Below are 25,213 nucleotides of genomic sequence, written 5' to 3'. Positions count from 1 at the left end.
GATGCTTAAGGGGGCAGCCGTGCGTTCATCGCCCACACCTAAAAACACTACCCATTCACCCGCCGCCGACGCGCTTATGGATGCGGCTGCTTTAACGCTGACCATCGATGGCATGACCTGTCAAGCCTGTGCCAGCCGTATTGAAAAAGTCCTCAACAAAAAATCCGCCATCATACAAGCAGATGTGAATTACGCCAATGAACAGGCGCAAATTCGATACGATGCTGCCGTAACCAATCCCGATACCATCATCGAATGGATTGGTAAGGCAGGTTATCACGCGCAGGTTGAAACTTCGGCGCTTGCCGCGTCCGATGATGTAGCCGATAGCACAAAACCACCGCTACGCTTGATGATAACCTGGCTGTGTCTTGCGCCGTTTTTGGTCGGTATGCTTGGCATGTTGGTCGGTTGGCACGGCGCAATGTTGCCTGTGGCATGGCAGTTTGTGTTGGCAAGTGTCGTGCAGTTTGGCACGGCATTACCGCTGTATCGCAGCGCGTGGGCAAGTGTGCGCGGTGGGCTTGCCAATATGGACGTGTTGGTGGTACTCGCGACGCTGACGATTTGGTTGTATTCTATTTATCTGTGGCAAGTCACGCCTGCACATGGCGTGTATTTTGAAGCCAGTGTGATGGTGATCGGCTTTGTTCAGTTGGGCAAATACCTCGAGCAGCGCACCAAAAAAACCAGCTTAAACAGTATCAATTTGCTTTTGACCCTCACGCCAACGCAGGTGCAAGTCAAACAAGCTGACGGCAGTTGGCAGGTGCAGGATGTGACAGACTTGCGCTGTGGGCAGGTGGTGTTGGCAGGTACGGGCACACGCATTGCCGCTGATGGGCAGGTGGTTGCAGGTGCTGGGTGGTGTGATGAAAGCCATTTAACGGGCGAATCGTTACCTGTACAAAAAGATACTGGTAGCCGCGTGTTAGCAGGCGCATTGGTGACCGATGGCAGTGTGGAGTATCGCGTTAGCGCGACGGGGCAGGCGACTCAATTGGGTGATTTGATACAAGCCTTGCACGATGCGCAAGGCAGCAAAGCGAACATGGCGCGGCTTGCTGATAAGGTTTCGGCGGTGTTTGTGCCAGTGGTGGTCGGGCTTGCATTGCTGTGTTGGTTGGTCAATCGTATAGCAGGTGTGACGGCAGATGACGCGCTGCTGCGTGCGGTGTCGGTGTTGGTCATTGCCTGTCCTTGCGCACTAGGGCTTGCCACCCCTGCGGCGATTATGGCAGGCATGGGTGTTGCGGCACGGCATGGGGTATGGTTTAAGGATGCGCAAGCATTGGAGGCGGCAGGCGGCATTGATACCTTGGTGCTAGACAAAACAGGCACACTGACCCAAGGCACACCGCAAGTGATTGCTGAGTATCAAGCAGCAAATCTTGCAGCGACAGGTTTAGATTACGCCGCGTTGTTACACCTCGTTGGCAGTATCGAACAACGCACCAATCACCCATTGGCACGCGCGCTCACCGCATTTAGCCAACAGCAGCTTACTGATTTTTCAGCCGAAACGCGCCAACCGCCAAGTCAAGATTTTAGCTTAAATAATGTGCAAACCGTGGCAGGGCACGGCGTACAAGCTCATGTTAGCCAACACAGTACAGGCAAAGACTTTGCCATCAATATCGGCAGTCCCACTTGGGTTGGGCTCACATTGCCCGATACTATTGGGCTAGCCTCGGCATGGCAAATCGCCAGTCAAGTGGCAGTCAGCGTCGATGGTGTACCTGTGGCGGCGTTTGCCTTAGCTGACGCGCTCAAGCCTGAGGCAGCACAAGCCTTGGCAGATTGGCAAGGTATGGGGCTTGGCGTGTGGCTATTGAGCGGTGATAAGCCCAGCGTGGTGCAGCATATTGCCGATGAATTGCATCTAGACCTTAATCACGCATGCGGCGATCTGCGCCCAACGGATAAAGCCGATCGTATTCGTGCGTTGCAAGCGCAAGGTCAGCGTGTGGCGATGGTCGGTGATGGTATCAACGACGCGCCAGCGTTGGCGGTGGCAGATGCCAGCTTTGCTGTTGCCCATGCTACTGATATTGCCAATCACAGTGCAGCAGCGCGTCTGCTTGGCGGTGGTTTACAGCAGCTGACCGCGGCGTTACAAATCGCCCGTGCAACCCTACGCACTATTCGGCAAAATCTGTTTTTTGCCTTTATTTATAACGCCATCGGCATGGCATTGGCGGCGTTTGGACTGCTCAACCCAATGATTGCCGCAGCAGCAATGGCGATGAGCTCGTTGTCGGTGTTGTTTAATGCCATCAGGCTCAACCGTTGGCATGCACCCAGCGCAAGCCATTTGATGCCCGCCGATACGCGCATGATTGCCGACAAATCTGCGCCGACTGTGGTATGATAGCACCATTTACACTGCTTATTTTTATTGGTTTTATTTTTTTTCGCCGAAACTTGTGTAAGGACAGCCCATGTACGCCGAAAATACCACCCAAAACAACCAAATTATCGATATCGTGGCGCGTGAAATCTTGGATTCACGCGGTAACCCAACGGTAGAAGCCGATGTAATTTTAGCCGATGGCACGGTGGGGCGTGCAGCCGCTCCCAGTGGGGCTTCAACAGGTTCACGCGAGGCTCTAGAATTGCGTGATGGCGACAAAAACCGCTACTTGGGCAAAGGTGTCAAAAAAGCCGTTGCCAACATCAATAGCGAAATTCGGGCAGCATTGGTGGATAGTGATGTCACCGCCCAACGCGCGCTGGATGACAAATTGATTGCCCTTGATGGCACTGACAACAAAGCCCACTTAGGCGCAAATGCCACCTTGGCGGTATCGTTGGCGGCGGCGCGTGCAGCAGCGGCTTCACAAAAATTACCGTTGTTTCAATATATTGCCAATCTACGCGGGCAAACTTCATTGTCTATGCCTGTTCCGATGATGAATATCTTAAACGGCGGTGCACACGCCGACAACACCGTGGATATTCAAGAATTCATGATTGAACCAATTAACTTTACCAGTTTTGCTGAGGCACTGCGCGCAGGGACAGAAGTTTTTCATAGCCTAAAATCGGTGCTCAAAAAGCAAGGTTTAAATACCGCCGTCGGCGATGAAGGCGGTTTTGCGCCCAATTTACGCTCAAATGAAGAGGCGATTACCGTCATCATGCAGGCGATTGAGCAAGCAGGCTACCAAGCAGGCAAGGATATTTATTTGGCGCTTGATTGTGCGTCGAGCGAGTTTTATCGCGATGGGCAGTATGTACTGGCAGGTGAGGGCGATAAGGCGTTTGACGCGCATGGCTTTGCCGATTACTTGGCGGATTTGGTGCGCCAATACCCCATTATCTCGATCGAAGATGGCTTGGATGAGTCTGATTGGCAAGGCTGGGCATATTTGACCGAGAAATTGGGCAAAACCGTGCAGTTGGTTGGTGATGACTTATTTGTCACCAATCCAAAAATCTTGCAACAAGGCATTGATCAACACATCGGCAACGCGATTTTGATTAAATTTAACCAAATCGGCACGTTGTCAGAAACCTTAGATGCTATTTATCTTGCCAAACAAAACGACTACGCCACGGTGATTAGCCACCGTTCGGGCGAAACTGAAGACAGCACGATCGCGGACTTGGCGGTGGGTACCGCGGCAGGTCAAATCAAAACAGGATCGCTGTGTCGTTCTGACCGCGTGGCAAAATACAACCAGCTGTTGCGTATCGAGCAGATGGTAACGGCAAGCTACCGTGGGGCGCAAGAATTTATCGGTTTGCGCAATCCAAAAGCGTAAGACTGTAAGCTATAAAATCGCTTAAATCAAAGTATCAAGTAATTGAAAAAAGGTGTGCCACAGGTGCACCTTTGGTTTTTTGCGCTCAAGCGGTGCAAAAACGCTTATCATTGCTGCCTTGATTTGCTAGAATGAAGCGCAAGTTTTAGCTCTCTTATGCCAAGTTTTGACCGCGTTTTTATTGCCAGCTGTTGATTGTACCCCATGACCCATATCCGCCAACTTTTGATGATTGTGTTTGCCATTGCCGTACTGTTGGCGTTGCAGTGGCAATATTGGTTTGGCGTCAATGGGCATGGCGATGTGGCAAAAATCAATCAGCAAATCAACGAACAACGCTACATCAATAGCGAACAACAAAAGGCCAATGCCGTGCTAGCCGCCGATGTCAATGACCTCAAAAACGGTTTGGAGGCGGTAGAAGAGCATGCGCGCGTGGATTTGGGGCTGATTAAATCGGGTGAAACGTTTGTCCAGATGTCCACCGCCGAGCAAGTCTATAGCCCTGATAGCACCGTCAGCCGTCCCTCACCTTAATTTACTCATATCATCTATTTTGCAAAACTATGCCAAAGTTTGCCTCAAAGTCTGCCCAAACCGTCGCCACGCCGCGCATTCACGCGTTGATCGTTGCTGCAGGTGTGGGCAAGCGTTTTGGGGGAAGCCTACCCAAACAGTATACGCGCATTCATGATCAGACTGTGTTACAACACAGTGTGGCGGCATTGGCTCAGGTTGCGCCGATCACGCACTGCCACATCGTGATTGCGCGTGATGATGACATTGCCAAAACGCTGGATTTTGCCCTGCCGACTACTTGGGTTGAGGGGGGAGCAGAACGGATGGATTCGGTGCGCCACGGCGTGCAAGCAATTTGGCAGGCAGGTTTTGACAGTGCCGATGATTGGGTGCTGATTCATGACGCAGCGCGTCCGTGTGTGCAAGCGACGGATGTCACGCGGCTGATTGCACAGGCGACGCAACAGGTAGCAGGCGGACTGCTGGCAGTACCCGTGCGCGATACTGTCAAACGCGCCGCCGTACAAAACGGACAAACTTTGGCGGCAGCCACCTTGGCGCGCAATGAGCTGTGGTTGGCGCAAACACCGCAGTTGTTCCCGATTGCTAAATTGTTGGATTATTTGCAGCAGGCACAAACGTTGGGGCTAGGCTTTACCGATGAAGCCAGTTTGTTTGAGCATTTTGCGACACAGCCATGCGATTATCCGTTGTTGGTTGAGGGTAGCCACAGCAACATTAAGCTGACCTTTGCCGAAGATATCGTATTTGCTGAGGCGTGGCTCGTGCACACTTAGTGGTGTCGTCGTGTTGCTGGCAAATTTGACACAAAAAAATCGCCCATCTCAATAGACGGGCGATTTTGAAATAAGTGGCGTCCCCACGGGGATTCGAACCCCGGTTACCGCCGTGAAAGGGCGATGTCCTAGGCCTCTAGACGATGGGGACGCAGAAGACTATTAGGATGTGCTATAAAGCACCTTGCCCAAGCGGGAAGTATATGATAGTGGTTTTGGCAGGACGCGTCAAGTATTTTTATGCGATTTTTGCCAAATTTTTTTTGTGACGGTCACATGTTGCCGATGTGATAAATACAGGCTATGTGTGTTTGGGTGGTGTTGGCGCAGCTTTTCGGGTAAGATAGGCGGCAAAAATTGATGGTTTGTTAGCTTTAGGTTTTATCTTTTCAACGACTCACTTTTTATATGATAATGAAATAATTGCCAGACGGCAGTTAGCCAGATGCAGCGGGAGCAACGACGATGAAAATCGCCATCAGCGCAGGCATTGAATATGCTTTAAATGTTAATTATCGCACGATTGGGCTGGATTCGACAGATTTTACCAACATCGCGGCGGTGGTGGTGACGATGGCGGATTTGCCGTTTGTGCATGAGGAATTGGACAGTTTGGGCTTTGATATCCCAACGTTTGTGGCGATCAAGTACGGCGATAGCGTGCCCGATGAGTGGCTGCCGCATGTATATGGTGTGCTTGAGCTTGCCGATGACCAAAAGTATTACAACGGGCAGTTAGTCAATGCCGCGGCAAGTGATTATATCGCCACGCTGGATCCGCCGTTTTTTCAGGCATTGATGGAGTACACCGATTACGGCAACGCGGCGTTTGATTGCCCAGGGCACCAAGGTGGGCAGTTTTTTCGCAAGCATCCATCGGGGCGGCGGTTTTATTTGTATTTTGGCGAGCCGTTGTTTCGCGCCGATTCGTGCAACGCCGATGTACGTTTAGGCGATTTGCTGATTCATGAAGGCCCTGCCTATGAGGCGCAAGCCCATGCCGCCAAGGTGTTTAATGCAGATAAGACGTATTTTGTGCTCAATGGCACGTCATCATCAAACAAAATCGCCATTGGGGCGTTGGTGACGCACGGCGATTTGGTGTTGTTTGACCGTAATAATCATAAATCGGTGTATCAAGGCGCGCTAACGATGGCAGGCGGTACGCCTGTGTATCTAGAAACCGACCGCAACGCGTACGGCTTGATCGGCGGTATTCCTGCGTATTGTTTTGAGGAAGCTGAAATTCGTGCGCGTATTCGTGAGGTCGCGCCTGAACGTGCTGATGCACCACGTCCGCTGCGTTTGGCGGTGATTCAGTTGGGTACGTATGATGGCACGATTTACAATGCGCGCCAAGTGGTAGAAAAAATTGGGCATTTGTGCGATTACATTTTGTTTGATAGCGCGTGGGTCGGCTATGAGCAGTTTATCCCGATGATGCGCGATTGTTCGCCGTTGCTGCTTGAGTTGGGCGAAGATGATCCAGGTATTTTGGTGACCCAATCGGTACACAAGCAGCAGGCAGGGTTTTCGCAAGCCTCACAGATCCACAAAAAAGACAACCATATTCGTGGGCAGGCGCGTTATGTCAATCACAAACGCTTTAATAATTCGTTTATGATGCACGTCTCGACAAGCCCGTTTTATCCGCTATTTGCTTCACTGGATGTCAATGCCAAAATGCATGAAGGCAAGGCAGGGCAGCGTATGTGGCATGAGTGCGTGGTCGGTGCGATTGAGGCGCGTAAAATGCTGCTTGATACCTGTGAGTTAATTTTGCCATTTGTGCCACCGACAATTGACGGCAAACCGTGGCAAGATTATGACACCGAAGTAATCGCCAATGATATTCGGTTTTTCCGTTTTGAGGCAGGCGCGCGTTGGCATGACTTTAATCATTATGCTCAAAATCAGTACTTTATCGATCCGTGTAAGCTACTACTGACCACACCCGGCATCGATATGCAAACAGGCGAATACCAGTCCACGGGGATTCCTGCGGCAATTTTAGCCCATTATCTGCGTGAAAGCTCGGTGATTCCTGAAAAGGCAGATCTCAATTCGATTTTGTTTTTACTCACCCCTGCCGAGACGTTGGCAAAATTTCAGCATTTGGTGGCGCGGATTGTGCGTTTTGAGCGTCATATTCGTGATGACAGCCCTGTCAGTGATGTGTTGCCAACGCTTGCCAAGGCGTTTGTGCATTACCGTGCGTTGAGTATTAATCAGCTATGCCAACAGCTGCACGACTTTTATAAGCAATATCAGCTCAATCAATTGCAAAAACAAATGTTTGAGCGCGCGCACCGTCCTAAAGTTGCCATGAGTGCGTTTGATGCCCATGTGGCATTTATCAAAAATCAGATTGAGTTGGTACCACTTAGCGAGATTCGCGGACGCATTGCTATGGAAGGTGCGTTGCCGTATCCGCCTGGTGTATACTGTATCGTACCAGGAGAGATTTGGGACGGCGCGGTGTTGAACTACTTTTTGGCATTAGAAGATGGCGTGAATCGCTTGCCAGGTTTTGAGCCTGAGGTGCAAGGCGTGTACTGGGACTACAACGATGCTGGGCGCAAAACCGCGTACGCGTATGTGCTAGCAGACGATCGCGCGCGTTAGACAAACTAGGATGATAATTTGAGCGCACATGGTTTGGATTGCCATCATTTTGTCAAATTTAGGCGTTATGCTAGCGTGTTTGCTTGGTGAGATGAAAGGCGAGTGTAAGGTGAGCAAAGGGGGTATGACGGCGTGGCAAGTTTGGCTTTGACTTCAGCAAACGCGGCGGATATGCCTGCGCGTCGCCCGTCACCGTGGTGGTGGCTGCTTGGGTTGCTGTTATTTGCTGCAAGCTTGATCGTACAGCTGCCAGCCGCGTGGTTGGTCAAAAAATTTGCACCCAATAATCCTTACTTGCAGCACGTGTCGGGCAATCTGTGGCACGGGCAAGCCAACTGGCAGCTAGGCGTGCGCCCCAATCAGCCGCTGGTTGGTACGGTGGATTGGCAGTGGCAGCCGTGGCGTTCATTGACGGGCAATATGGGGTTTGCCGTCAAAATCGATAGCCGCCAAACGCACTTGACAGGTGACATCGCGCTTGGTCGCAAAGCATGGCAAGTCATTGATTTATCTGGGAAAATCGCGCCTGAAACACTGCGCCAGCTGGTTGATTGGCAACTGCCTGACACGCCGCTGGTACTTAAAAACGTGCAAGTCAAGAAAACCAAACAAGGTTATCCCAAAGCAGAGGGCACGCTCAACTGGGCAGGTGGTGAGGTTGGCTACCCCAACGCAGGGCGCGTGTATCAGCTCAACTTACCAACGATTTTGGGCACGCTCAGCAGTGAAATGGCGCGCGGTGCCAACAATGCCAGTACAAACGGCGCAACGCTGCACTTGGCCTTAACCAATGAACAAGGGCAGCGGCTTGGGGATTTGCGTTTGGATAACGATGGCATGCTGGATGTTGCTTTGACCCAGCGACTGCTCAAAACCATGCCAAAATACCAAGGCAAAGGCGTGGATGACAGCGTGATTGTCACCACCCGTCAGCCGATCGGCGCATTACGTTAGGGCAAGGTACGTATGAAAAAACCGCTTCGCGCTGCTCATGCGCCAAATAACGCTGCCACCGCCAATATGTTGACAAAATTTTATCCGTTGCTGTTATTGCTGATGTTGGTGTGGTTGGCATGGACGGTTGCACGGCTGATATGGCTGGTGCTTGCTCCACCAGTCATCCCCAACTTGCCGCCTGTTGCCTTGCAGCCGACCGACAGTGCGCCAATGAGTAGCAATGCGCTGGATATATTCGCCCAACCCACCACGCCAACACCCGAGCAGACCATGCCTGAGCCGCCGCCAGATATCAAGGTGTTGGGTGTGACTGTGGCAAATCCTGCACGGCTGTCATTTGCTATTCTCAACGCAGGTGGCAAAACCCAGAGCGTGCGCGTTGGTGACCCGATTGGTGATACCGATTACAAACTGTTTGCCGTGCATGCCGATCACATCGTATTGCTAGCTGCCAACGGGCAACAGGTTGAAGTGAAATTTGGTGAGCCGTTCGCCCTTGACCAAAGCGATGCCATCCGCGCCAAACAAAGTGAAGCAGGTAGCAATAGCTTGTTACCCCCATCGCCTAGCCTAAGTGATGCCATGTCTGCCAATACAGCACCAAGTGGCAATCCTGATCATGAGCGCGAACGCGACGACCCCAGCGAACCTGCTAGCTCAAACAATCCTGTCGCTGCTGCACCGTCTGAGACAGGCGCAAGAAAAGCACTGACAGGCGCGATTAACAACCTTGAGCAAAACCCTGCCGCCTACCTCAGCCAAATGGGTGTTGCCGCAACAGGTGAGGGCTATTTGGTCACCGATGGCACACCAGCAGGGCTAAAAAGTCGGCTGGGCTTGCAAACGGGTGATCGTGTGGTGTCGGTAAACGGGCAAAACGTTGGCGTAAGCCCACAGCAGGATGCCGAATTGCTCAAGCAAGTGCGCCAATCGGGCAACGCCCAAATCCAAGTCCAGCGCGGCGATCAAGTCATCACTGTGCGCCAATCATTTTAAATGCTTGTATGTGGTAAAAAAATTTTGTTAATGTAGTGCAAGGTGAAAAACCTGTTAGCAAGAAACCCTGTTAGGAATGTTATGAACGCTCAACCTCGATTTGCCGCATCGCTGCGGTTGTCAAAGTCTTTTGCCCGCGCTTGGTTGGGTACGTGCTTACTTGCTGCTACGGGGCTGACAAGTCTTGTCGCACATGCCGAAACAGGCTACAAAGTGCACCTGCAAGACGCGGATATCAAAGCGTTTATTGACCAAGTTGCCAGTATCACGCACAAAAACTTTGTGCTTGACCCACGTGTCAATGGCAATGTCACCGTAATTGCCAACAAAACCTTATCCGAACAAGAAGTGTACGATTTGTTTTTGGCGGTGATGAAAGTCAACGGCATTGTCGCCATCAATCGCGGCGATATCACCGAGCTGGTGCCTGATTCGGTAGCCAAGCAGTCGGGTATTGACGTGGATTTGCGCGGACGCAGCAGCGGCAGCCAGATGACGACACGGATTTTTTACCTCACCAATACCAATGCCAATGACATCTTAAATGTCTTGCGCCCGATGATGCCACCGTATGCCAACGCCACAGCGGTAAACAGCCTCAACGCGGTGATTTTATCCGACCGTGCCGACCACCTCAACGAATACGCCAAGCTGATTGCCAACCTTGATAACAACGTCAATGATCAGCTCACCGTCATCCCGTTGCGCCATGTTGATCCCAAACGTATGATGGATCTGCTCAATTCATTGATTGGCACGGCAGGCGGCGGCACAAGCAGTGCTTCAGCACAAGGGCAGGGTGGGCAAGGTAGCGGTGTTAGCAGCAGTGGCAGTAACGGGCTGATCAGCTTGATTGCTGACCCTGCCGCTGATCGTCTATTGGTCAAAGGCAGCCCCGAGCTGACCGCCAAAGTGCGCCAAATGGTCGAGCAGCTTGATACCGTTTCATCCAAACGCCTAAGCGGCTTACGCGTGTTTCGCCTCAAATATGCCAGCGCGCCACACATCGCTGACATGCTGCGCGCTTTGCTTGCTTACCAATCGATCAACAGCGCAGGCGACCCCAGCACCTTACAAGCCACGTCAATGTTTGACAACAACAACACAAATTCGACCACCACAAACACCAATACCACCAACGAAAGCTCGCCGACAGGCTCACCGATCAGCACCAGCACAACCAACACCGCAAGCACCAACAGCACCAGTAACACAGGACGACCCTTTAGCATCATCGCGGATCAAACCCAAAATTCGGTGATCGTCAATGCCAGCCCTGAGCTGATGCCTGAAATTGAAGCCGCCATTGAGCAGCTAGACAGCCGCCGCGACCAAGTATTGATTCAAGCGGCTATTATGGAAGTATCGGGCAACGACACACAGCAGCTTGGTGTACAGTGGGCATTGGGCAGTGCCAACAGCGGCATCGGGATTGTCAATTTTAGCAACGTTGGCGCAGGGCTGACTAACCTTGCCACCGAGGTCATCAAAAAAACACCAGGTTCAGCCGCCGCCGCGGTATCAGGCGCGTTTTTAGGCTTGGGGGATAGCCGCGTCAATAGCAGCGGCAACCGCGAATTTTATGGCGCGATTTTACAGGCTATTGACAAAACCAACAGCGCCAACTTGCTGTCCATGCCGTCTATCGTCACGTTAGACAATGAAAAAGCCAATATCTTGGTTGGGCAAAACGTACCGTTTGTCACAGGTTCTTACACCACCAATGGCAACAGCTCAACCAATCCGTTTCAGACCATCACACGGCAAGATGTTGGTGTAAACCTCAACGTCATTCCACATATCGGCGAAAATGGCACAGTACGCCTTGAGATATCACAAGAAGTGTCATCATTGGTTGAAAGCACACTCAACAACACCAGCGGCGTGGTGACCAACAAAAACCTGATTCGTACCACCGTATTGGCAGATGATCAGCAAACCATCGCGCTTGGTGGCTTGATGCGCGACAACAGCACTTATAACCAACAAAAAGTCCCAGGTTTGGGTGACCTGCCAGGCATCGGCGGTTTGTTCCGCTCAAAAAGTAAAAATGCCGACAAAACCAACCTAATCGTGTTCTTGCAGCCAACAATTTTACGCAATGGCAGCGCGGTTGCCAGTGTCACCGAGCGCAGCCTTGACGGCATTCGCACCATGCAACTGGTGATTGACAAAAACGGCACGCTCAAGCAGCTACCGCTCAATGTTCCACCGATGTATCCAAACCCTGCACCTGTGCCACGTCAGGGCGAAATTAACATTGCAACCAATGATTTGGTACGCCCGACTGCACAAAACCTAACCAACACACCCGTTGCAGGGCGCAGCATATCCCAAACCGTCAACACACGTGATAACCCACCTGTCGCGCCTGTCAGCGTGACCGCGTCTGGTGCAAATAGCACACCGATCACCGTGATACCCACGCCACCTGCCGTTATCCCTGTGCTTGACACCACCGCGCCAAATCCCTAAACTTGAGCAAATTGCCCCCAAATAGCCACTTCAAATTGTCATAAATTCAACCATTTAAGAGATATTGCCATGTCTACAACGCCCACATCACCGACCACCCAATCACCCTTGACATGGCAGCTGATTGGCTTATCGCCCGCGTTGAGTGATTTAACCTTGGATATTGATCGCGACTTGACCGTCGGACGCAATGCACAAAATGATATCGTATTGGCAAGTGGGCAAGTCTCACGCCAACACGCACGTTTGACAGTACAAGATGGGCAAGTGTGGTTGCAGGATTTGGGTTCAGCAAATGGTACATTCGTCAATGGCAGCCGTATTGCAGATGCCCCTGTCGCGCTGCAGCCTGGTGATGAAGTCGCGTTTGCAGAATTGGCATTCGTAGTGGCAAGCGATGACTTAGCCGACGGTATGGACGCGCTTGAGGCGATGCTCACCACGCCTAATGCACAGACCACAGACGTTTATACCATCAGCCACGAATCACCGACAGCCAAAGATTTTGCCACAGATAACGCGATTCACAACACCGCCACCACCAATATCGACACACCAACCATCAGCCCCGTACCTGTTACCAAGCAGCCACAGCCTGCCCCTGTGCCAACGCCCACAGCAACTGATGATGTTATGCCCAAAGCCGCCGTACCTGCGCCAACACCCAGCGACCCTGCACCTGCATTATTGCCAACCGCCAGCGAGGATCACCACGAGCTTGCCAAACAAGGCAGCAAGCATAGCACCGTTGCTATTGCCGTCGTTGTGATCGTGGCGTTGATCATCATCGTGGCATTGTTTTTTCGCTAACCGTTCCGAAAAACCTACCTAAATCTACCAAATGGCAAAATTAGCGTTTTCTTTCTACTTCACCGTTGTTAGCTTGCTGCCATTGGGCTAAAGTCTTACATCAACTCCATAGACTGACACGGTGGAACTCACCGCCTTTTTAACTGTTAGACAGTTAAAACTTTTGTTGCGTTGTTTAAAATATTGATACTGGCATTGACATCACGGTCATGTTGTTTGTGACAGCTAGGGCATTGCCAGTTACGCACATTTAAGGTCAAATCCGCTTTAGCCATAACAAAACCGCAATTTGAGCAGGTTTTGCTTGACGGATAAAATCTATCCACTTCTTTAACGACTTTGCCCCATTGGTTTGCCTTGTAAATCAGTTGGCGTTTAAACTCGTAAAAACCTAAATCGCTAATGGCTCGGCTTAATTTACGGTTTTGCACCATGCCTTTTACGTTCAGATTTTCAATGCAAATCACATCATAGCCTTTAACAAGCTGTGTGGTGAGTTTGTGGCTAAAGTCTTGACGGATATTGCTGATTTTGGCGTGTAATCGTGATAGCTTGGTTTTCGCTTTGGCACGATTGTTACTACCTTTTTGTTTACGGCTCAGTTGTTTGCTTAGACGTTTGAGTTTTTGTAATTGCTGTTTAAGCGGTTTGGGTGCTTGGATTTTTGTACCGTCTGATAATACGGCTAAATCGGTAATACCTAAGTCTATACCTACCACTTTGCCTGTTTTGGGTATGGGCTGTGGTGTGTCTTGTAATTCAACAGCCACCGATACAAACCAGTGGTCGCCTTTTTTAAAAATCTTGGCAGATAGGATTTTACCATCATAGCGTAAGGGTTCACGCATTTTCACCCAACCAAGGTTAGGAATTTTGATACGTTTGTGGTCTATTTTAAATTGGTCGTTGGATAGGCTAAATCTGTCGTTTACGCCTTTTTTGCGAAATTGTGGGTATTTGGCTTCGCCTTTAAAAAAGCGTTTAAATGCGTCTCCTAGTTGCATGATAGCAAGCTGTGGACTACATTTAGTAACTTCCATCATAAAGGGAAATTGGGTGCGTTTGATGGCGTTCAGCTGTTTGCGTAAACTGCCTTGTGAGGGTTTGTTTAGTTTGGTGCTGTCAATTTCGATACCGTTTGCTAGGCAGTCGTCACGGTAGGCTTTATCTAATTTGTATTGGTTTTGCCATTCTGCCAATGCCCAGTTATAGGCAAGGCGAGCGACACCGCAAGCTTTAGCAAAGTAGGTGGCTTGTTTGTCGGTAGGGTCAAGTCGAATGATGTGTCCACGAATGACGGTCATTCTAAAACCTCTTTGACGGCTTCGAGTAGTTGTTTATTTTTTTTACTGCGTGAGCCGTAAAGCCGTGCTGAAAATACGGTGATAATTTCGAGTACGTCTTGGGCGAGTTCTTCTTCAAAGGATAGGTTTTCGCCTTGATTGATGCTTATTAATCTATTTATCATGGGTATTATTGAATAGATTTAGTTAGATTTCAATAAGCAGTTAGTAACCCTGCCACCAACGCATAAAAGCACTACCAAAATGCGCTGTTGCACCCATTTTAGCAAAATAAATGCAAAAAAATAAAAAAAACACTTGCAACCTGTGAAAATTTTGCTAAAATGCTCACCACTTTCAAGCAATGCCAAGCAAACGCTAGCCAATACAAACAGCAGCGTCGAAGGCAAAACTGCTAAGCCGGCTTAGCTCAGTTGGTAGAGCAACTGACTTGTAATCAGTAGGTCGCCAGTTCGATTCCGGCAGCCGGCACCATTTAGCAGATCAGTCTTGAAAGACCCTTTGGTGGGATTCCCGAGCGGTCAAAGGGGACGGACTGTAAATCCGTTGCGAGAGCTTCGAAGGTTCGAATCCTTCTCCCACCACCATATCTGCGATGTAAAGATGTAAAATCAGCTTGCGGGTGTAGTTTAGTGGTAGAACCTCAGCCTTCCAAGCTGATGGTGCGGGTTCGATTCCCGCCACCCGCTCCATACCTGCGCGCTTACATCTTGCCTGATAGCCAAAATGGCTCATCCTATGCTCATATAGCTCAGAGGTAGAGCACTCCCTTGGTAAGGGAGAGGTCCCGAGTTCAACTCTCGGTATGAGCTCCACGTTTGTGGAAATCCAATCCCCTAATTCCTATAATATTTTCAATTGCTAGCTTTGGTATATACCAATAAAATTTTTTACAAAAAAAATTAGCTAAACCTTACCAAAACCTAGTAAGATTTAATGTTTTGTGCTATATTATTTCATTCTAAACCTATAAATTTAAGATAAAATCCCCACATTAACAACTGTGCGATATTTTGTCTTAAACGCTTACTTGCGGCTTTAGGCAAGAATCGTTAAAATTGCGTCAAGCAATCACCCAAAGCGTTATCAAACGTACTGGGCTAACTTGAGAGGATAACACCATGGCAAAGGCCAAATTTGAACGCACCAAGCCGCACGTCAACGTCGGCACCATTGGACACGTTGACCACGGCAAAACCACATTGACAGCGGCGATTGCGACCGTTGCAGCCAAGAACTACGGCGGTGAAGCCAAAGACTACGCCTCAATCGACTCAGCGCCAGAAGAAAAAGCGCGTGGTATCACCATCAACACCTCACACATTGAATACGATACCCCAACGCGTCACTACGCGCACGTAGACTGCCCAGGGCACGCTGACTATGTTAAAAACATGATCACTGGTGCAGCCCAGATGGACGGCGCGATTCTAGTCGTATCAGCCACTGACGGTCCGATGCCACAAACACGTGAGCACATTCTACTATCACGCCAAGTAGGCGTACCATACATCATGGTATTCCTAAACAAATGTGACATGGTAGACGACGAAGAGCTACTAGAATTGGTTGAAATGGAAGTACGCGAGCTACTATCAAGCTACGACTTTCCTGGCGATGACACCCCAATCATCAAAGGCTCAGCTCTAGAAGCCCTAAACGGCAATGATGGCAAATACGGTGAACCAGCTGTTGTAGAACTACTAGAAACCCTAGACAGCTACATTCCAGAACCAGAACGTGCGATTGACAAACCATTCTTGATGCCAATCGAAGACGTATTCTCAATCTCTGGACGTGGTACCGTTGTAACAGGTCGTGTAGAATCAGGCATCATCAAAGTTGGTGAAGAAATCGAAATCGTCGGTATCAAACCAACCCAAAAAACCACCTGTACAGGTGTAGAAATGTTCCGCAAAATGCTAGACGAAGGTCGTGCAGGTGAGAACTGTGGTGTACTGCTACGTGGTACCAAACGTGAAGAAGTACAACGTGGACAAGTCTTGGCAAAACCAGGCTCAATCAAACCACACACCAAATTTGACGCAGAAGTATACGTGTTGTCAAAAGAAGAAGGTGGTCGTCACACTCCATTCTTGAATGGCTACCGCCCACAATTCTACTTCCGTACCACTGACGTAACTGGCGCGATCACTTTGCCAGAAGGCGTTGAAATGGTAATGCCAGGTGACAACGTTGAGATGAGCGTTGAATTGATTCACCCAATCGCGATGGACAAAGGCTTGCGCTTTGCGATTCGTGAAGGTGGTCGTACGGTAGGTGCTGGCGTGGTTTCTGAAGTAACTGCGTAATTGCACTTAGGTCATACACCTAAAAAAGAGCTGCCTGTTGGTGGCTCTTTTTTTTATGGATAGGCTTTAGGATAAATGAGAGTTATGTAGAGAATGCAAAACGCAGTAGGGCAAGTTAGTGATTTGATTTGGTTAAATAATCAGACAACGCAGAATAATCGCACCGCCAGTGCAAATCATATCCATCAGATAGCGCATTTAGAACGTGTATTATTCGATGATGCATGGACAGCATTGAGCATTGAACATTGGCTAAGTTTTACTGGGCATCTAGCGGCTGTGCGCTTATCACTCGACGGTCAGCTAATCGGCTATGCGTTGATTAGTCAAGTGTTTGACAGTGCAGACTTGTTGCGCGTTGGGATCGCGCCCGATTATCAGCGGCAAGGGATAGCGCAGCAATTGCTCACCACAGTGACGGCGCAGCTTAAGCAGCAATCTGTCGAAAGGCTATTGTTAGAAGTGCGCGAGGACAACACAGCAGCGCGTGCCTTATATGGCAAACTTGGTTTTCAGCAAATTCATATCAGAAAAAATTATTACAAAAATACCGATGGTAGCCGTTGTGACGCCCTGATTTTACAACTAGATCTGACCACTTGTAGATGACCAACTTAACGTTGCCAAGAATCACGATACCGCTGTTTGAGTGCCGCTTGCAAATACGGCTCAACGTCAGTACGGCTGACTTGGTGGTCAAAGTAATGCCATGTTTGGTTAATCAACAATTCGATGGGATAAAAATTGGTTTTATATTGCATTTTTTCGCTATCGGGTACCCAATAGCCCAAATACAAATAGTCCAGCCCTTGCTGCTTGACATAGTCAATTTGGCGCAAAATTGACAGTGTGCCAAGACTCAAGCGTGGTAATGCTGGATCATAAAACGTATATACCGCGGATAAACCATCGTCTAGCGCGTCGCATACCGCGACCATAACAAGTTTTTGATCTTGCCAAAATTCGATACAAAACGAATCGGTGAAGCTAAATTGCAAAAACCGTTGAAAGCTTGCATAGCTTGGCGGATACATATCGCCGTCGCTGTGACGCGCGCAGATATAACGCGCATAAAGCTGATAATGCACCTCGCTTAGCTCATTACAGCCGATCACATGGCTATGAATACCTTGTCCACGTTGTAGGACACGCCGCTGACTGCGACTGGGCATAAAGTCTTGCACAGGCACACGCGTGGTGATACAACGCTGACAATGTAAACACAGCGGACGGTATAGGTGCTGACCACTGCGCCGAAAGCCCAAGCGCGAAAATTGCGAAAACAACGCCATACCCATACTGTGTGCATCTTTAAGCTCAATAAACTCAAGCCGTGCTGCACGGTCAGGCAGATAACTGCATTGGTGTAACGGGGTAGATTGGCTGGCAAGTAAGCTTGGGATTGATTGGTTAAATTTATCCATCGTGTGTTATGACTGAATGTCAATGATCGCGTGGTTGTGGTATTGCCAGATGTTATCATTGAGCAAGTCTGCAAGACGATGAGGCTTGCCACTGATCGCTGACCAATTGATATTCGGTTGGGTCACCTGTTTTGCCAATTTGGACAAAAATTCATCGCGTGGTAGAATACTTGCGCCAAGGCTTAACAAGTGAGCATTGGGCAACTGACAATCCACCCACGCAAAACCCGACAACTTGGCTAAACGCATGAGAACAAAAAATGCTGCCTTGGATGCATCGGTTGCGCGATGAAACATCGATTCACCAAAAAATGCCTGCCCAAACTTTAAGCCATATAAGCCGCCAATCAAATTTTGATCGGTCAAATGATCGGTGGATAAGTCAGGCTTGTGCTGCCAAATCTCAATACTATATGCATCGCCGTGTGCATGCAAGTTTTGGTAGGCATCGATCATCGACGCATGAATCCACGTACCGTCACTATATGCTCGCGCCTCACTACAGGCATGGATAACCGCACCAAACGCGGTATTAATCGTTAGCCACCAATCGCTACGTTTTATACGTCGGGTAAGCGATTTGCTGGGTTTAAATGTCTCAGGATAAATAACGCAGCGCGGTTCAGGTGACCACCACATGATCGGTTCACCTGGGTTAAACCACGGGAACAAGCCCTGCTGATACGCACAGCGCAAGGTATCAACATCTAAATCACCGCCAATAGCGACCAACCCCGTACCCTCAGGATCGGCCTGTGTTGCGTCTGGAAATAAAAAGCGATAGTTTAAATCAGCCAACGTATTACCCAAGACCCATCAATGCTCGTGATCAATTTCGACATCGTCAGGGTGCGCTTGTCCTTGAGCCAATGCCAGTGCGTCGAGGTATTTTTCGGCATCCAGCGCTGCCATACAGCCTGTTCCTGCTGAGGTGATCGCTTGGCGATATTGGTGATCAGCCACGTCACCAGCGGCAAACACGCCTTTAACACTGGTGGCAGTGGCATTACCGTGCAAGCCGCTTTTGACCACAATATAACCGTTATTCATCTCCAGCTTGCCTGCAAAAATATCGGTGTTTGGCTTATGCCCGATAGCAACGAACATACCAAGTACATCAAGCTGCTTTTGGCTGCCATCTTGCACATTTTCAATGATTACGCCCGTTACGCCACTGGCATCGCCAACGACTTCTTTGACTTGGCTGTTCCACTCGATGCTAACATTGCCGATGGCTTGTTTTTCAAGTAGTTGATCGCGCAAGATTTTTTCTGAGCGCAGTGTATCACGGCGGTGTACCAAAGTCACATGACTGGCAATATTTGACAAATACAACGCTTCTTCAACGGCTGTGTTGCCACCACCAATCACCACCACGGGCTGATCTTTGTAGAAAAAGCCATCACAGGTTGCGCACGCCGATACACCCATACCCATGAACTTTTGTTCAGACTCTAGTCCCAAATACTGCGCTGATGCGCCCGTGGCGATAATCAGCGCGTCACAGGTATAAGTAGCATTGCCGCCTGTCAAGGTGAACGGACGCTTGTCAAAATCCACCGCGTTGATATGGTCATAAATCAGCTGCGTACCAAAGCGTTCGGCGTGTTGTTGCATACGCACCATCAGGTCAGGCCCCATCAAGCCCTCAGGATCACCTGGCCAGTTATCAACCTCGGTGGTTGTGGTCAGCTGTCCGCCAACTTGCATACCTGTAATAATGACGGGATTTAGGTTGGCACGTGCAGCATAAACAGCAGCAGAGTAGCCTGCAGGCCCTGAGCCCAAGATGATTAAAGAATGGTGAAAAGTATTAGTCATAACGTTATCCAATATGTCAAACGGTTTAAAAGCCATCAAATTAGGTTTAGCATAGAGTGTTGGCGATAAAATAACAAGTGTTAATTATTGATTGTATGGTTTAGTATTTTAAAACATTTATCGATTTTGTGTTAAAATTACAAATTTATCATTCGTTGCCGTAAAACCACCGACTTCAGGCGGTGGATATAAGGCAATTGTTAAATGCGATGAGTTTTGCTATACTCATCTCACTATATTCAATGTCTTACATTCCACAGTTAAGTTAAGACTAAATTGCGAGTACGCAGTAACTTAACTGGTAAGACGTTTCCAAACACACACTTAAGCTAATTCGTGTCTATGACAATCCTAACGGTAGGATTAGCTTAAAATAAGAACCTAAGATGTACGGTGTGTCGTACGGGCGGTTGCCATTGTCTTAGGTTTGCGGTGGGGCTTCACCGTCTTGCAGAAGGAATCCCCTCACTTTAGGGAGGGGAGGAAGTCAACTGAGATAAATATGCATTTTGCTCGATGCATTGCCATGCATGGCTGCAAAACCACCATGATTGCCCAATAAAAATTCCGCACAGCCAAGGTAAGTTTTGTTATCATAACGCCTTTAACCATGCCGTTTTGCAAGAGATTTTTACGACAGTTTGTTTGATAAACGGTTTGAAAAAATAGACGCTGGCCGGGTCTTTAAAAGACCACAGTAAGCGCAATATTGATTGATCGACGTGTGATAAAAAGGTGGGGCAAGTTGGGGTACTATGTTCGGCGCAGCGTGATAACGTGCTTGTGGTTGGTGGTGGCGTTGCTGCTTGCCATGGCATTGGTCAGTTATTCTGCCAATGACCCCAGTTGGTCGCATTTAAGTTCAACTGCCTTGGGCTCAACCGCAGTCGATTCGGCAGCATTGCAACCAAATGCGCTTTCCACCGCAACAAATGCCGATTCATCCGCTGCCACCGCGTCGATGGTCAGTGGCGATGATGTTAGCAATTTGTTGGGGCTGCGCGGTGCGTGGCTTGCCGATGTGCTGTATTCATTTTTGGGTGCGGCAAGCTGGTGGCTGGTGGTTATTGCAAGCGTCGAGGCGTATCGCGTTTGGCAAACCAATCCACAACCGATGGGCGCAATTCGTACGCTTGGCTATGGTTTTTTGATCGTTGCCACCGCCGCTTTGACAGGCGTGTTGGCACAATCGTGGTTGGCACAAGGTGTTTTGGGGCAGGTAGCGGCGCAAGGCTTGGTGAGCCTTTTGACCTATTGGGGCGCGTTGGTGTTTTTGTGTCTGTTTGTGTTGCTTGCCAGTATTTTGACGTTTGATATTCCTGTGGCGCGGCTATATCGCAACTGGCGCACGCGTGGATCAAATAACCAACCCACGGTTCAAGCTAGCGCAGTGCACAATAATGCGGCACAATCAACCACTTCTAAAGATATCATGCCCACCGCGTCCGAGGCGGTAAACGCATCGACAGCGGTTCATGCTAGCAGTACCGAGACAGACCACGCAACGCAGAATGCCAACATAATTGACGCGCAGCAAGTGCTAGCGCAATTTTTGGATGAAACGGGTTTTAGTGAGAGTCAACTGGGCGAGCAACCCGACAGTAATGAAGGCAATCGCCCGTTTCAGCCAGTTAATGCTGATGCGGCGGCAAACGTCAAAATTACCAAACGCTTAGACGGTCAGTTACAAAACGAGGTCATTCGTGTGCAGTCTGCCAAACCATCCTGCATGGAGCGCGCACCTGCCAGACCCACGCTAACTATTATCCCTGAAGCAGCCCAGCTCGTACCGTTGGCTACGAGTGCGGCAGATACCGCTAACGTTGCGCCTCAACCAAACCTTGCGCCAGATCTTAAAGCAAATCTTGAGCCAAATACTGCGCCTGTGTTTGATGTTCAAACTGACCCAATCGCGCCCCTTGCCCAAACACCGCCTGTATCATCGGCGCAAAACACACCCACGCCCTCTTGGCAATTTGCGCAAGACACCGACAGCGACCCTGTTGTCAATGACTTGACGGATAGCGCGCCAACTGTCGCTCTTGAGCAAGCACAAGCGGTACCACCCACCGACCAACCAGCTGTACAATCGGTAGCTGAAATTTTAGGCTTGCGCCAAATGGCAGTGGTGGAGCAAGAAACCACGCAAGATACACCACCCACGCAAGAGGTTTTGGTTAAAGCGCCTGCTGAGCCTGCTGCAGTGGGCAATATGCAAGCACCCATTGCACAAAATACGCAAACCGTCACACAAACAGCAGCACCTACTGATGCTCAAACAGCTTTTGTAACGCTATCTGAAACTGTATTAGCACCCACGATAGATTTAAGTGATACTGCTCAAACAAATAACACGACAATAGATACCAAGATAGATCCTGCCGAAGTATTGGCAAAAACCCCAATCGCGTCCAACGATACGGCACCAGCAAACACAGCAACGCGTGGTGTAGACCAACGTCCTGTGGAAATTGACAGCGCGTTATCCACACCACCTAGCCAACCTGCGCCTGTCAATCCTGCTGCTATTGAGCAGGATCACGCCAGCCACCGCCAACCATCACATGCCATGCAAACCGCGGCGTATCGTGCAAGCTTACCGCCTTTGCCCGAGCTTAGCTTGCTAGAATTGCCCGACCCCGACCGCAAACCCAGCTACAGCTTAGAAGCCTTGCAACAACTATCTGAGCTGCTTGAAATCAAATTGCAAGAATTTAACGTCAAGGCAACCGTTGTCAATGCCCAATTAGGACCTGTGGTGACGCGTTTTGAAGTAGAGTTGGCGGCAGGTGTCAAAGTCAGCAAGGTCACGGGCATTGCCAAAGACTTGGCGCGCTCGCTGTCGATGGCATCGGTGCGCGTGGTTGAGGTCATCCCTGGTAAGCCGTACATCGGCATCGAGGTGCCCAACCCCAAACGCCAAATGGTGCGCCTCATCGAGCTGCTACAAACCGATGCCTATCGTGACCCTAAAGCCCTGATCAGCATGGCAATGGGTAAGGATATCGCAGGCAAGCCTGTACTAACTGACCTTGCCAAAGCACCGCACATGTTGGTAGCAGGTACCACAGGTTCGGGGAAATCCGTTTTGGTCAATTCGCTGCTGTTATCGATGCTGCTTAAGTACACGCCGACCGAGCTGCGCTTGATTTTGATTGATCCCAAACAGCTTGAGCTTGCCAATTACAACGATATTCCACACCTCTTGACCCCTGTTGTCACCGATATGACCGAAGCTGCCAGCGCGCTGTCGTGGTGTGTGGGCGAGATGGAACGCCGCTATCAACTGATGTCGCTATTTAAAGTGCGTAAACTTGATGAATTTAATAAAAAAGTCATCGCCGCCGAAAACGAGGGACAGCCGCTACTTGATCCGTTGTGGCGACTGCATGACAGCGCAAGCCAAGACAAGCCGCCTAAGCTCAAACCCTTGCCCCAAATCGTCGTGGTGGCGGATGAATTTGCCGATATGATTATGCAAGTTGGCAAGCAAGCTGAGGAGCTCATCACGCGATTGGCGCAAAAATCGCGCGCGGCAGGCATTCATCTGATTTTGGCAACCCAGCGCCCATCGGTAGATGTCATCACAGGTTTGATTAAAGCCAATATTCCTGTACGTGCTGCCTTGCGGGTCAATTCAAAAGTCGATTCACGCACGATTTTGGACGCAGGCGGTGCTGAGGACATGCTCGGGCACGGTGATATGCTATTTTTAGGACCGGGGCAAAACGAGCCAATTCGCGTGCATGGCGCATTTATCAGTGATGCCGAGGTCAATCGCGTGTGTGATGCGTGGCGTGAACGCGGTGCGCCCGATTATATCGACAATATGTTTGATAACTTTGAGTTGTCCTCATCGAGCAGCGGAGATAGTAGCAGTGCAGGCACACTGGGCGATGATGACGCGCTATACGATGAAGTCGTGGCGTTTGTCATGGAAACGCGCAAGGTGTCCGCGTCTAGCATTCAGCGCAAATTTAGCATTGGCTATAACCGCGCCGCGCGTATCGTCGATGCCATGGAAGAAGCAGGTTTGGTCAGCCCCATGGGCAAAAGTGGTAAGCGCGAATTGTTGGTTTAAGCAAGCGCATCATCCCCAGATGTGTCCATACCAGATGCGGCTAAAACCAAATCTTGCACCAACGCGCCCAGCACCACCGTGGCAAAGCTACCTGTAGGCAAGTCAAAACGTAAGGTCAGCGTTGCATTATCGTGCCAATTTGCCGTCAGACGCTGAGGGACAACACGCATGGCGCGGCGTTCTTGGTGTATACCAAACGCCGCCAACCCCTCGGCAAGGGCCTGGTAACATTCGTTGCTGCCGATGACTGCCAGTTCCAATGCTTGGACTTGTGCGCTACTCATCGGCAAGCCGTCGCCCCACAACGCGGCGGTGAGGTAAAGATCGCCTGCTACCAACCGTGCGCGCAGGCTATCATCAATGGTTGGCGCAGTAAATACACTGTGACTGCCTGCCAAGTTCATCACTTCGCCGTCCAAAGGGGTTTGCCATGTGCCATCTTGCACACGTTGAGCAACCATCGCATTAAACAACGCACCACGCGCCGCCGATAAATACAATCCTGTGGCGTGACGCATTGCGTTTTTACGTTTGCTCGGTGTACGCGATTTGGCATTTGTCTTGGCAAACCACGTCAAAGCGTGAGCAAGATTTTGCCCATCATACCCAAAGCGTTGGCTGCCAAAATAATTGGGTACGCCGTCATGTGTGATTTGCGTCAGCTGCTTGTTGAACGCGGCACGGTCAGCGCATTGCACCTCACGCAGGGTAATGTCAAAACGGTTGCCTGTGTGCGTGCCGCGCTGAAGTTTTTTGCCATGCCAGTGTTGTGCTAACATCGTGATGCGCTCGCCATCGGCAAGCGTGGTTGCCATAGATTGAGCAAAATCAGCCGCAGGTAAGTGCTTGTGTGGCAAGCGCAGGCTAAACCACTGCGTCGTCACAGCGTGGCGGTCTTTCAATCCCGAATAGCCAACGTCTTTGACAGGAATTTGCGCCCATTGCGCCAATAATCGCGCCACATAAGCGGTGTTTAGCCCCGTTTTTTGTAACTGTAGCCACAGGTGTTCACCTTGTTCGCTAAAATCAATAGTTAATTGCTCTTCAACGATAAAATCCTGTGAGTAAGTTTTATAGATTGCGCGTGCAATCGTGGGTGTTTGCGGATACAGCAGTGGCGGCAGGTGCATCGGTGTGGTCATAACGCGGTTGTTCGGGCAAAATTTTAACAATTAAAATGTGCATGATAGCAAACCCACGGCTTGAAGTAACGTGGTTTAGCCCAATTTAGCTCAAAGATTTTGGGCATGGTCAGCTGTCAAAACGTGCCAAATTTTGCTATCATAGACCGCTTTTTTGCCAGTTAATCAAACAGCGTGTTTTTA

General features: G+C 49.8%; 17 protein-coding genes, 5 tRNA genes and 1 pseudogene. 16 read left to right on the top strand and 7 right to left on the bottom strand.

Annotation, left to right across the window (positions count from 1 at the left end; all coding sequences use genetic code 11):
* The first annotated feature begins 19 nt into the window (after positions 1-19).
* From MA2_RS05250 to ispD, 4 genes are all read left to right on the top strand, one after another.
* Positions 20-2,371 (top strand): heavy metal translocating P-type ATPase, encoded by a 2,352-nt coding sequence (locus MA2_RS05250; protein ID WP_245945282.1) that lies wholly within the window; start codon positions 20-22, stop codon positions 2,369-2,371.
* A 70-nt stretch (positions 2,372-2,441) separates the two neighbouring features.
* Positions 2,442-3,767, top strand: coding sequence for a phosphopyruvate hydratase (eno, locus tag MA2_RS05245; protein WP_067057570.1), 1,326 nt, complete (start codon positions 2,442-2,444; stop codon positions 3,765-3,767).
* Positions 3,768-3,971: 204 nt separating this feature from the next.
* Positions 3,972-4,304: an FtsB family cell division protein gene (locus tag MA2_RS05240; RefSeq protein ID WP_067057567.1), complete on the top strand. Its 333-nt coding sequence runs from the start codon at positions 3,972-3,974 to the stop codon at positions 4,302-4,304.
* Positions 4,305-4,333: 29 nt separating this feature from the next.
* On the top strand, positions 4,334-5,083 hold the full coding sequence (gene ispD / locus MA2_RS05235) for a 2-C-methyl-D-erythritol 4-phosphate cytidylyltransferase (protein WP_067057564.1): 750 nt from the start codon (positions 4,334-4,336) through the stop codon (positions 5,081-5,083).
* A gap of 75 nt (positions 5,084-5,158) precedes the next feature.
* On the opposite strand, the gene MA2_RS05230 is transcribed toward ispD, so the two are convergent.
* Positions 5,159-5,234 (bottom strand) — tRNA-Glu (locus MA2_RS05230).
* Between the two features lie 314 nt (positions 5,235-5,548).
* On the opposite strand from MA2_RS05230, the gene speC reads away from it, so the two are divergent.
* From speC to MA2_RS05205, 5 genes are all read left to right on the top strand, one after another.
* Positions 5,549-7,708 carry an ornithine decarboxylase gene (gene speC / locus MA2_RS05225; RefSeq protein WP_067057560.1) on the top strand — a complete coding sequence of 720 codons (2,160 nt, stop codon included), beginning with the start codon at positions 5,549-5,551 and terminating at the stop codon, positions 7,706-7,708.
* Between the two features lie 132 nt (positions 7,709-7,840).
* Entirely contained in the window at positions 7,841-8,662 is an 822-nt protein-coding gene (gspN, locus tag MA2_RS05220; protein ID WP_245945283.1) for a type II secretion system protein N, read from the top strand.
* Between the two features lie 12 nt (positions 8,663-8,674).
* Positions 8,675-9,661, top strand: a complete 987-nt coding sequence (locus tag MA2_RS05215; protein WP_245945284.1) for a type II secretion system protein N — start codon at positions 8,675-8,677, stop codon at positions 9,659-9,661.
* 81 nt (positions 9,662-9,742) lie between these two features.
* Positions 9,743-12,136 carry a type II secretion system secretin GspD gene (gene gspD, locus MA2_RS05210; protein ID WP_067057553.1) on the top strand — a complete coding sequence of 798 codons (2,394 nt, stop codon included), beginning with the start codon at positions 9,743-9,745 and terminating at the stop codon, positions 12,134-12,136.
* Positions 12,137-12,205: 69 nt separating this feature from the next.
* The gene (locus MA2_RS05205) at positions 12,206-12,946 is read left to right on the top strand and encodes an FHA domain-containing protein (RefSeq protein ID WP_067057550.1); all 741 of its coding nucleotides are present in this window, start codon (positions 12,206-12,208) and stop codon (positions 12,944-12,946) included.
* Positions 12,947-13,092: 146 nt separating this feature from the next.
* Here MA2_RS05205 and MA2_RS05200 read toward each other — a convergent pair whose 3' ends face one another.
* Positions 13,093-14,250, bottom strand: a complete 1,158-nt coding sequence (locus MA2_RS05200) for an RNA-guided endonuclease InsQ/TnpB family protein (protein ID WP_067057547.1) — start codon at positions 14,248-14,250, stop codon at positions 13,093-13,095.
* A pseudogene (locus MA2_RS10890) lies at positions 14,247-14,402 on the bottom strand (IS607 family transposase); the annotation flags it as partial. The gene MA2_RS05200 and the pseudogene MA2_RS10890, both read right to left, overlap by 4 nt.
* A gap of 246 nt (positions 14,403-14,648) precedes the next feature.
* Here MA2_RS10890 and MA2_RS05195 point away from each other — a divergent pair.
* From MA2_RS05195 to rimI, 6 genes are all read left to right on the top strand, one after another.
* Positions 14,649-14,724 (top strand) — tRNA-Thr (locus tag MA2_RS05195).
* A gap of 29 nt (positions 14,725-14,753) precedes the next feature.
* Positions 14,754-14,837, top strand: a tRNA-Tyr gene (locus tag MA2_RS05190).
* 31 nt (positions 14,838-14,868) lie between these two features.
* Positions 14,869-14,942, top strand: a tRNA-Gly gene (locus MA2_RS05185).
* Positions 14,943-14,990: 48 nt separating this feature from the next.
* A tRNA-Thr gene (locus MA2_RS05180) sits at positions 14,991-15,065 on the top strand.
* A gap of 306 nt (positions 15,066-15,371) precedes the next feature.
* Complete coding sequence (gene tuf, locus MA2_RS05175) at positions 15,372-16,562, top strand: elongation factor Tu (protein ID WP_067057544.1); 1,191 nt, start codon at positions 15,372-15,374, stop codon at positions 16,560-16,562.
* A gap of 93 nt (positions 16,563-16,655) precedes the next feature.
* Positions 16,656-17,171, top strand: a complete 516-nt coding sequence (gene rimI, locus MA2_RS05170) for a ribosomal protein S18-alanine N-acetyltransferase (RefSeq protein ID WP_079351944.1) — start codon at positions 16,656-16,658, stop codon at positions 17,169-17,171.
* 5 nt (positions 17,172-17,176) lie between these two features.
* Here the strand turns inward: rimI and MA2_RS05165 are convergent, their stop codons facing one another.
* Genes MA2_RS05165 through trxB form a run of 3 tightly spaced genes read right to left on the bottom strand, consistent with a single transcriptional unit; the run spans position 17,177 to position 19,807 of the window.
* Complete coding sequence (locus MA2_RS05165) at positions 17,177-17,986, bottom strand: arginyltransferase (RefSeq protein ID WP_067057541.1); 810 nt, start codon at positions 17,984-17,986, stop codon at positions 17,177-17,179.
* 6 nt (positions 17,987-17,992) lie between these two features.
* A complete protein-coding gene (gene aat, locus MA2_RS05160) occupies positions 17,993-18,784 on the bottom strand; it encodes a leucyl/phenylalanyl-tRNA--protein transferase (protein WP_079351947.1) in 792 nt (263 codons plus the stop codon).
* 18 nt (positions 18,785-18,802) lie between these two features.
* Positions 18,803-19,807: a thioredoxin-disulfide reductase gene (trxB, locus tag MA2_RS05155; protein WP_067057718.1), complete on the bottom strand. Its 1,005-nt coding sequence runs from the start codon at positions 19,805-19,807 to the stop codon at positions 18,803-18,805.
* Positions 19,808-20,552: 745 nt separating this feature from the next.
* On the opposite strand from trxB, the gene MA2_RS05150 reads away from it, so the two are divergent.
* The gene (locus MA2_RS05150) at positions 20,553-23,888 is read left to right on the top strand and encodes a DNA translocase FtsK (RefSeq protein WP_245945285.1); all 3,336 of its coding nucleotides are present in this window, start codon (positions 20,553-20,555) and stop codon (positions 23,886-23,888) included.
* On the opposite strand, the gene truD is transcribed toward MA2_RS05150, so the two are convergent.
* The gene (truD, locus tag MA2_RS05145) at positions 23,885-25,030 is read right to left on the bottom strand and encodes a tRNA pseudouridine(13) synthase TruD (RefSeq protein ID WP_245945286.1); all 1,146 of its coding nucleotides are present in this window, start codon (positions 25,028-25,030) and stop codon (positions 23,885-23,887) included. The genes MA2_RS05150 and truD overlap by 4 nt on opposite strands.
* Positions 25,031-25,213 lie beyond the last annotated feature (183 nt).

It is taken from the genome of Moraxella atlantae NBRC 14588 (genome assembly GCF_001591265.1).
Taxonomy (GTDB): domain Bacteria; phylum Pseudomonadota; class Gammaproteobacteria; order Pseudomonadales; family Moraxellaceae; genus Faucicola; species Faucicola atlantae.
Note: the sequence above shows the minus strand (reverse complement) of the source record. Positions and strands in the feature narration are given on the sequence as shown.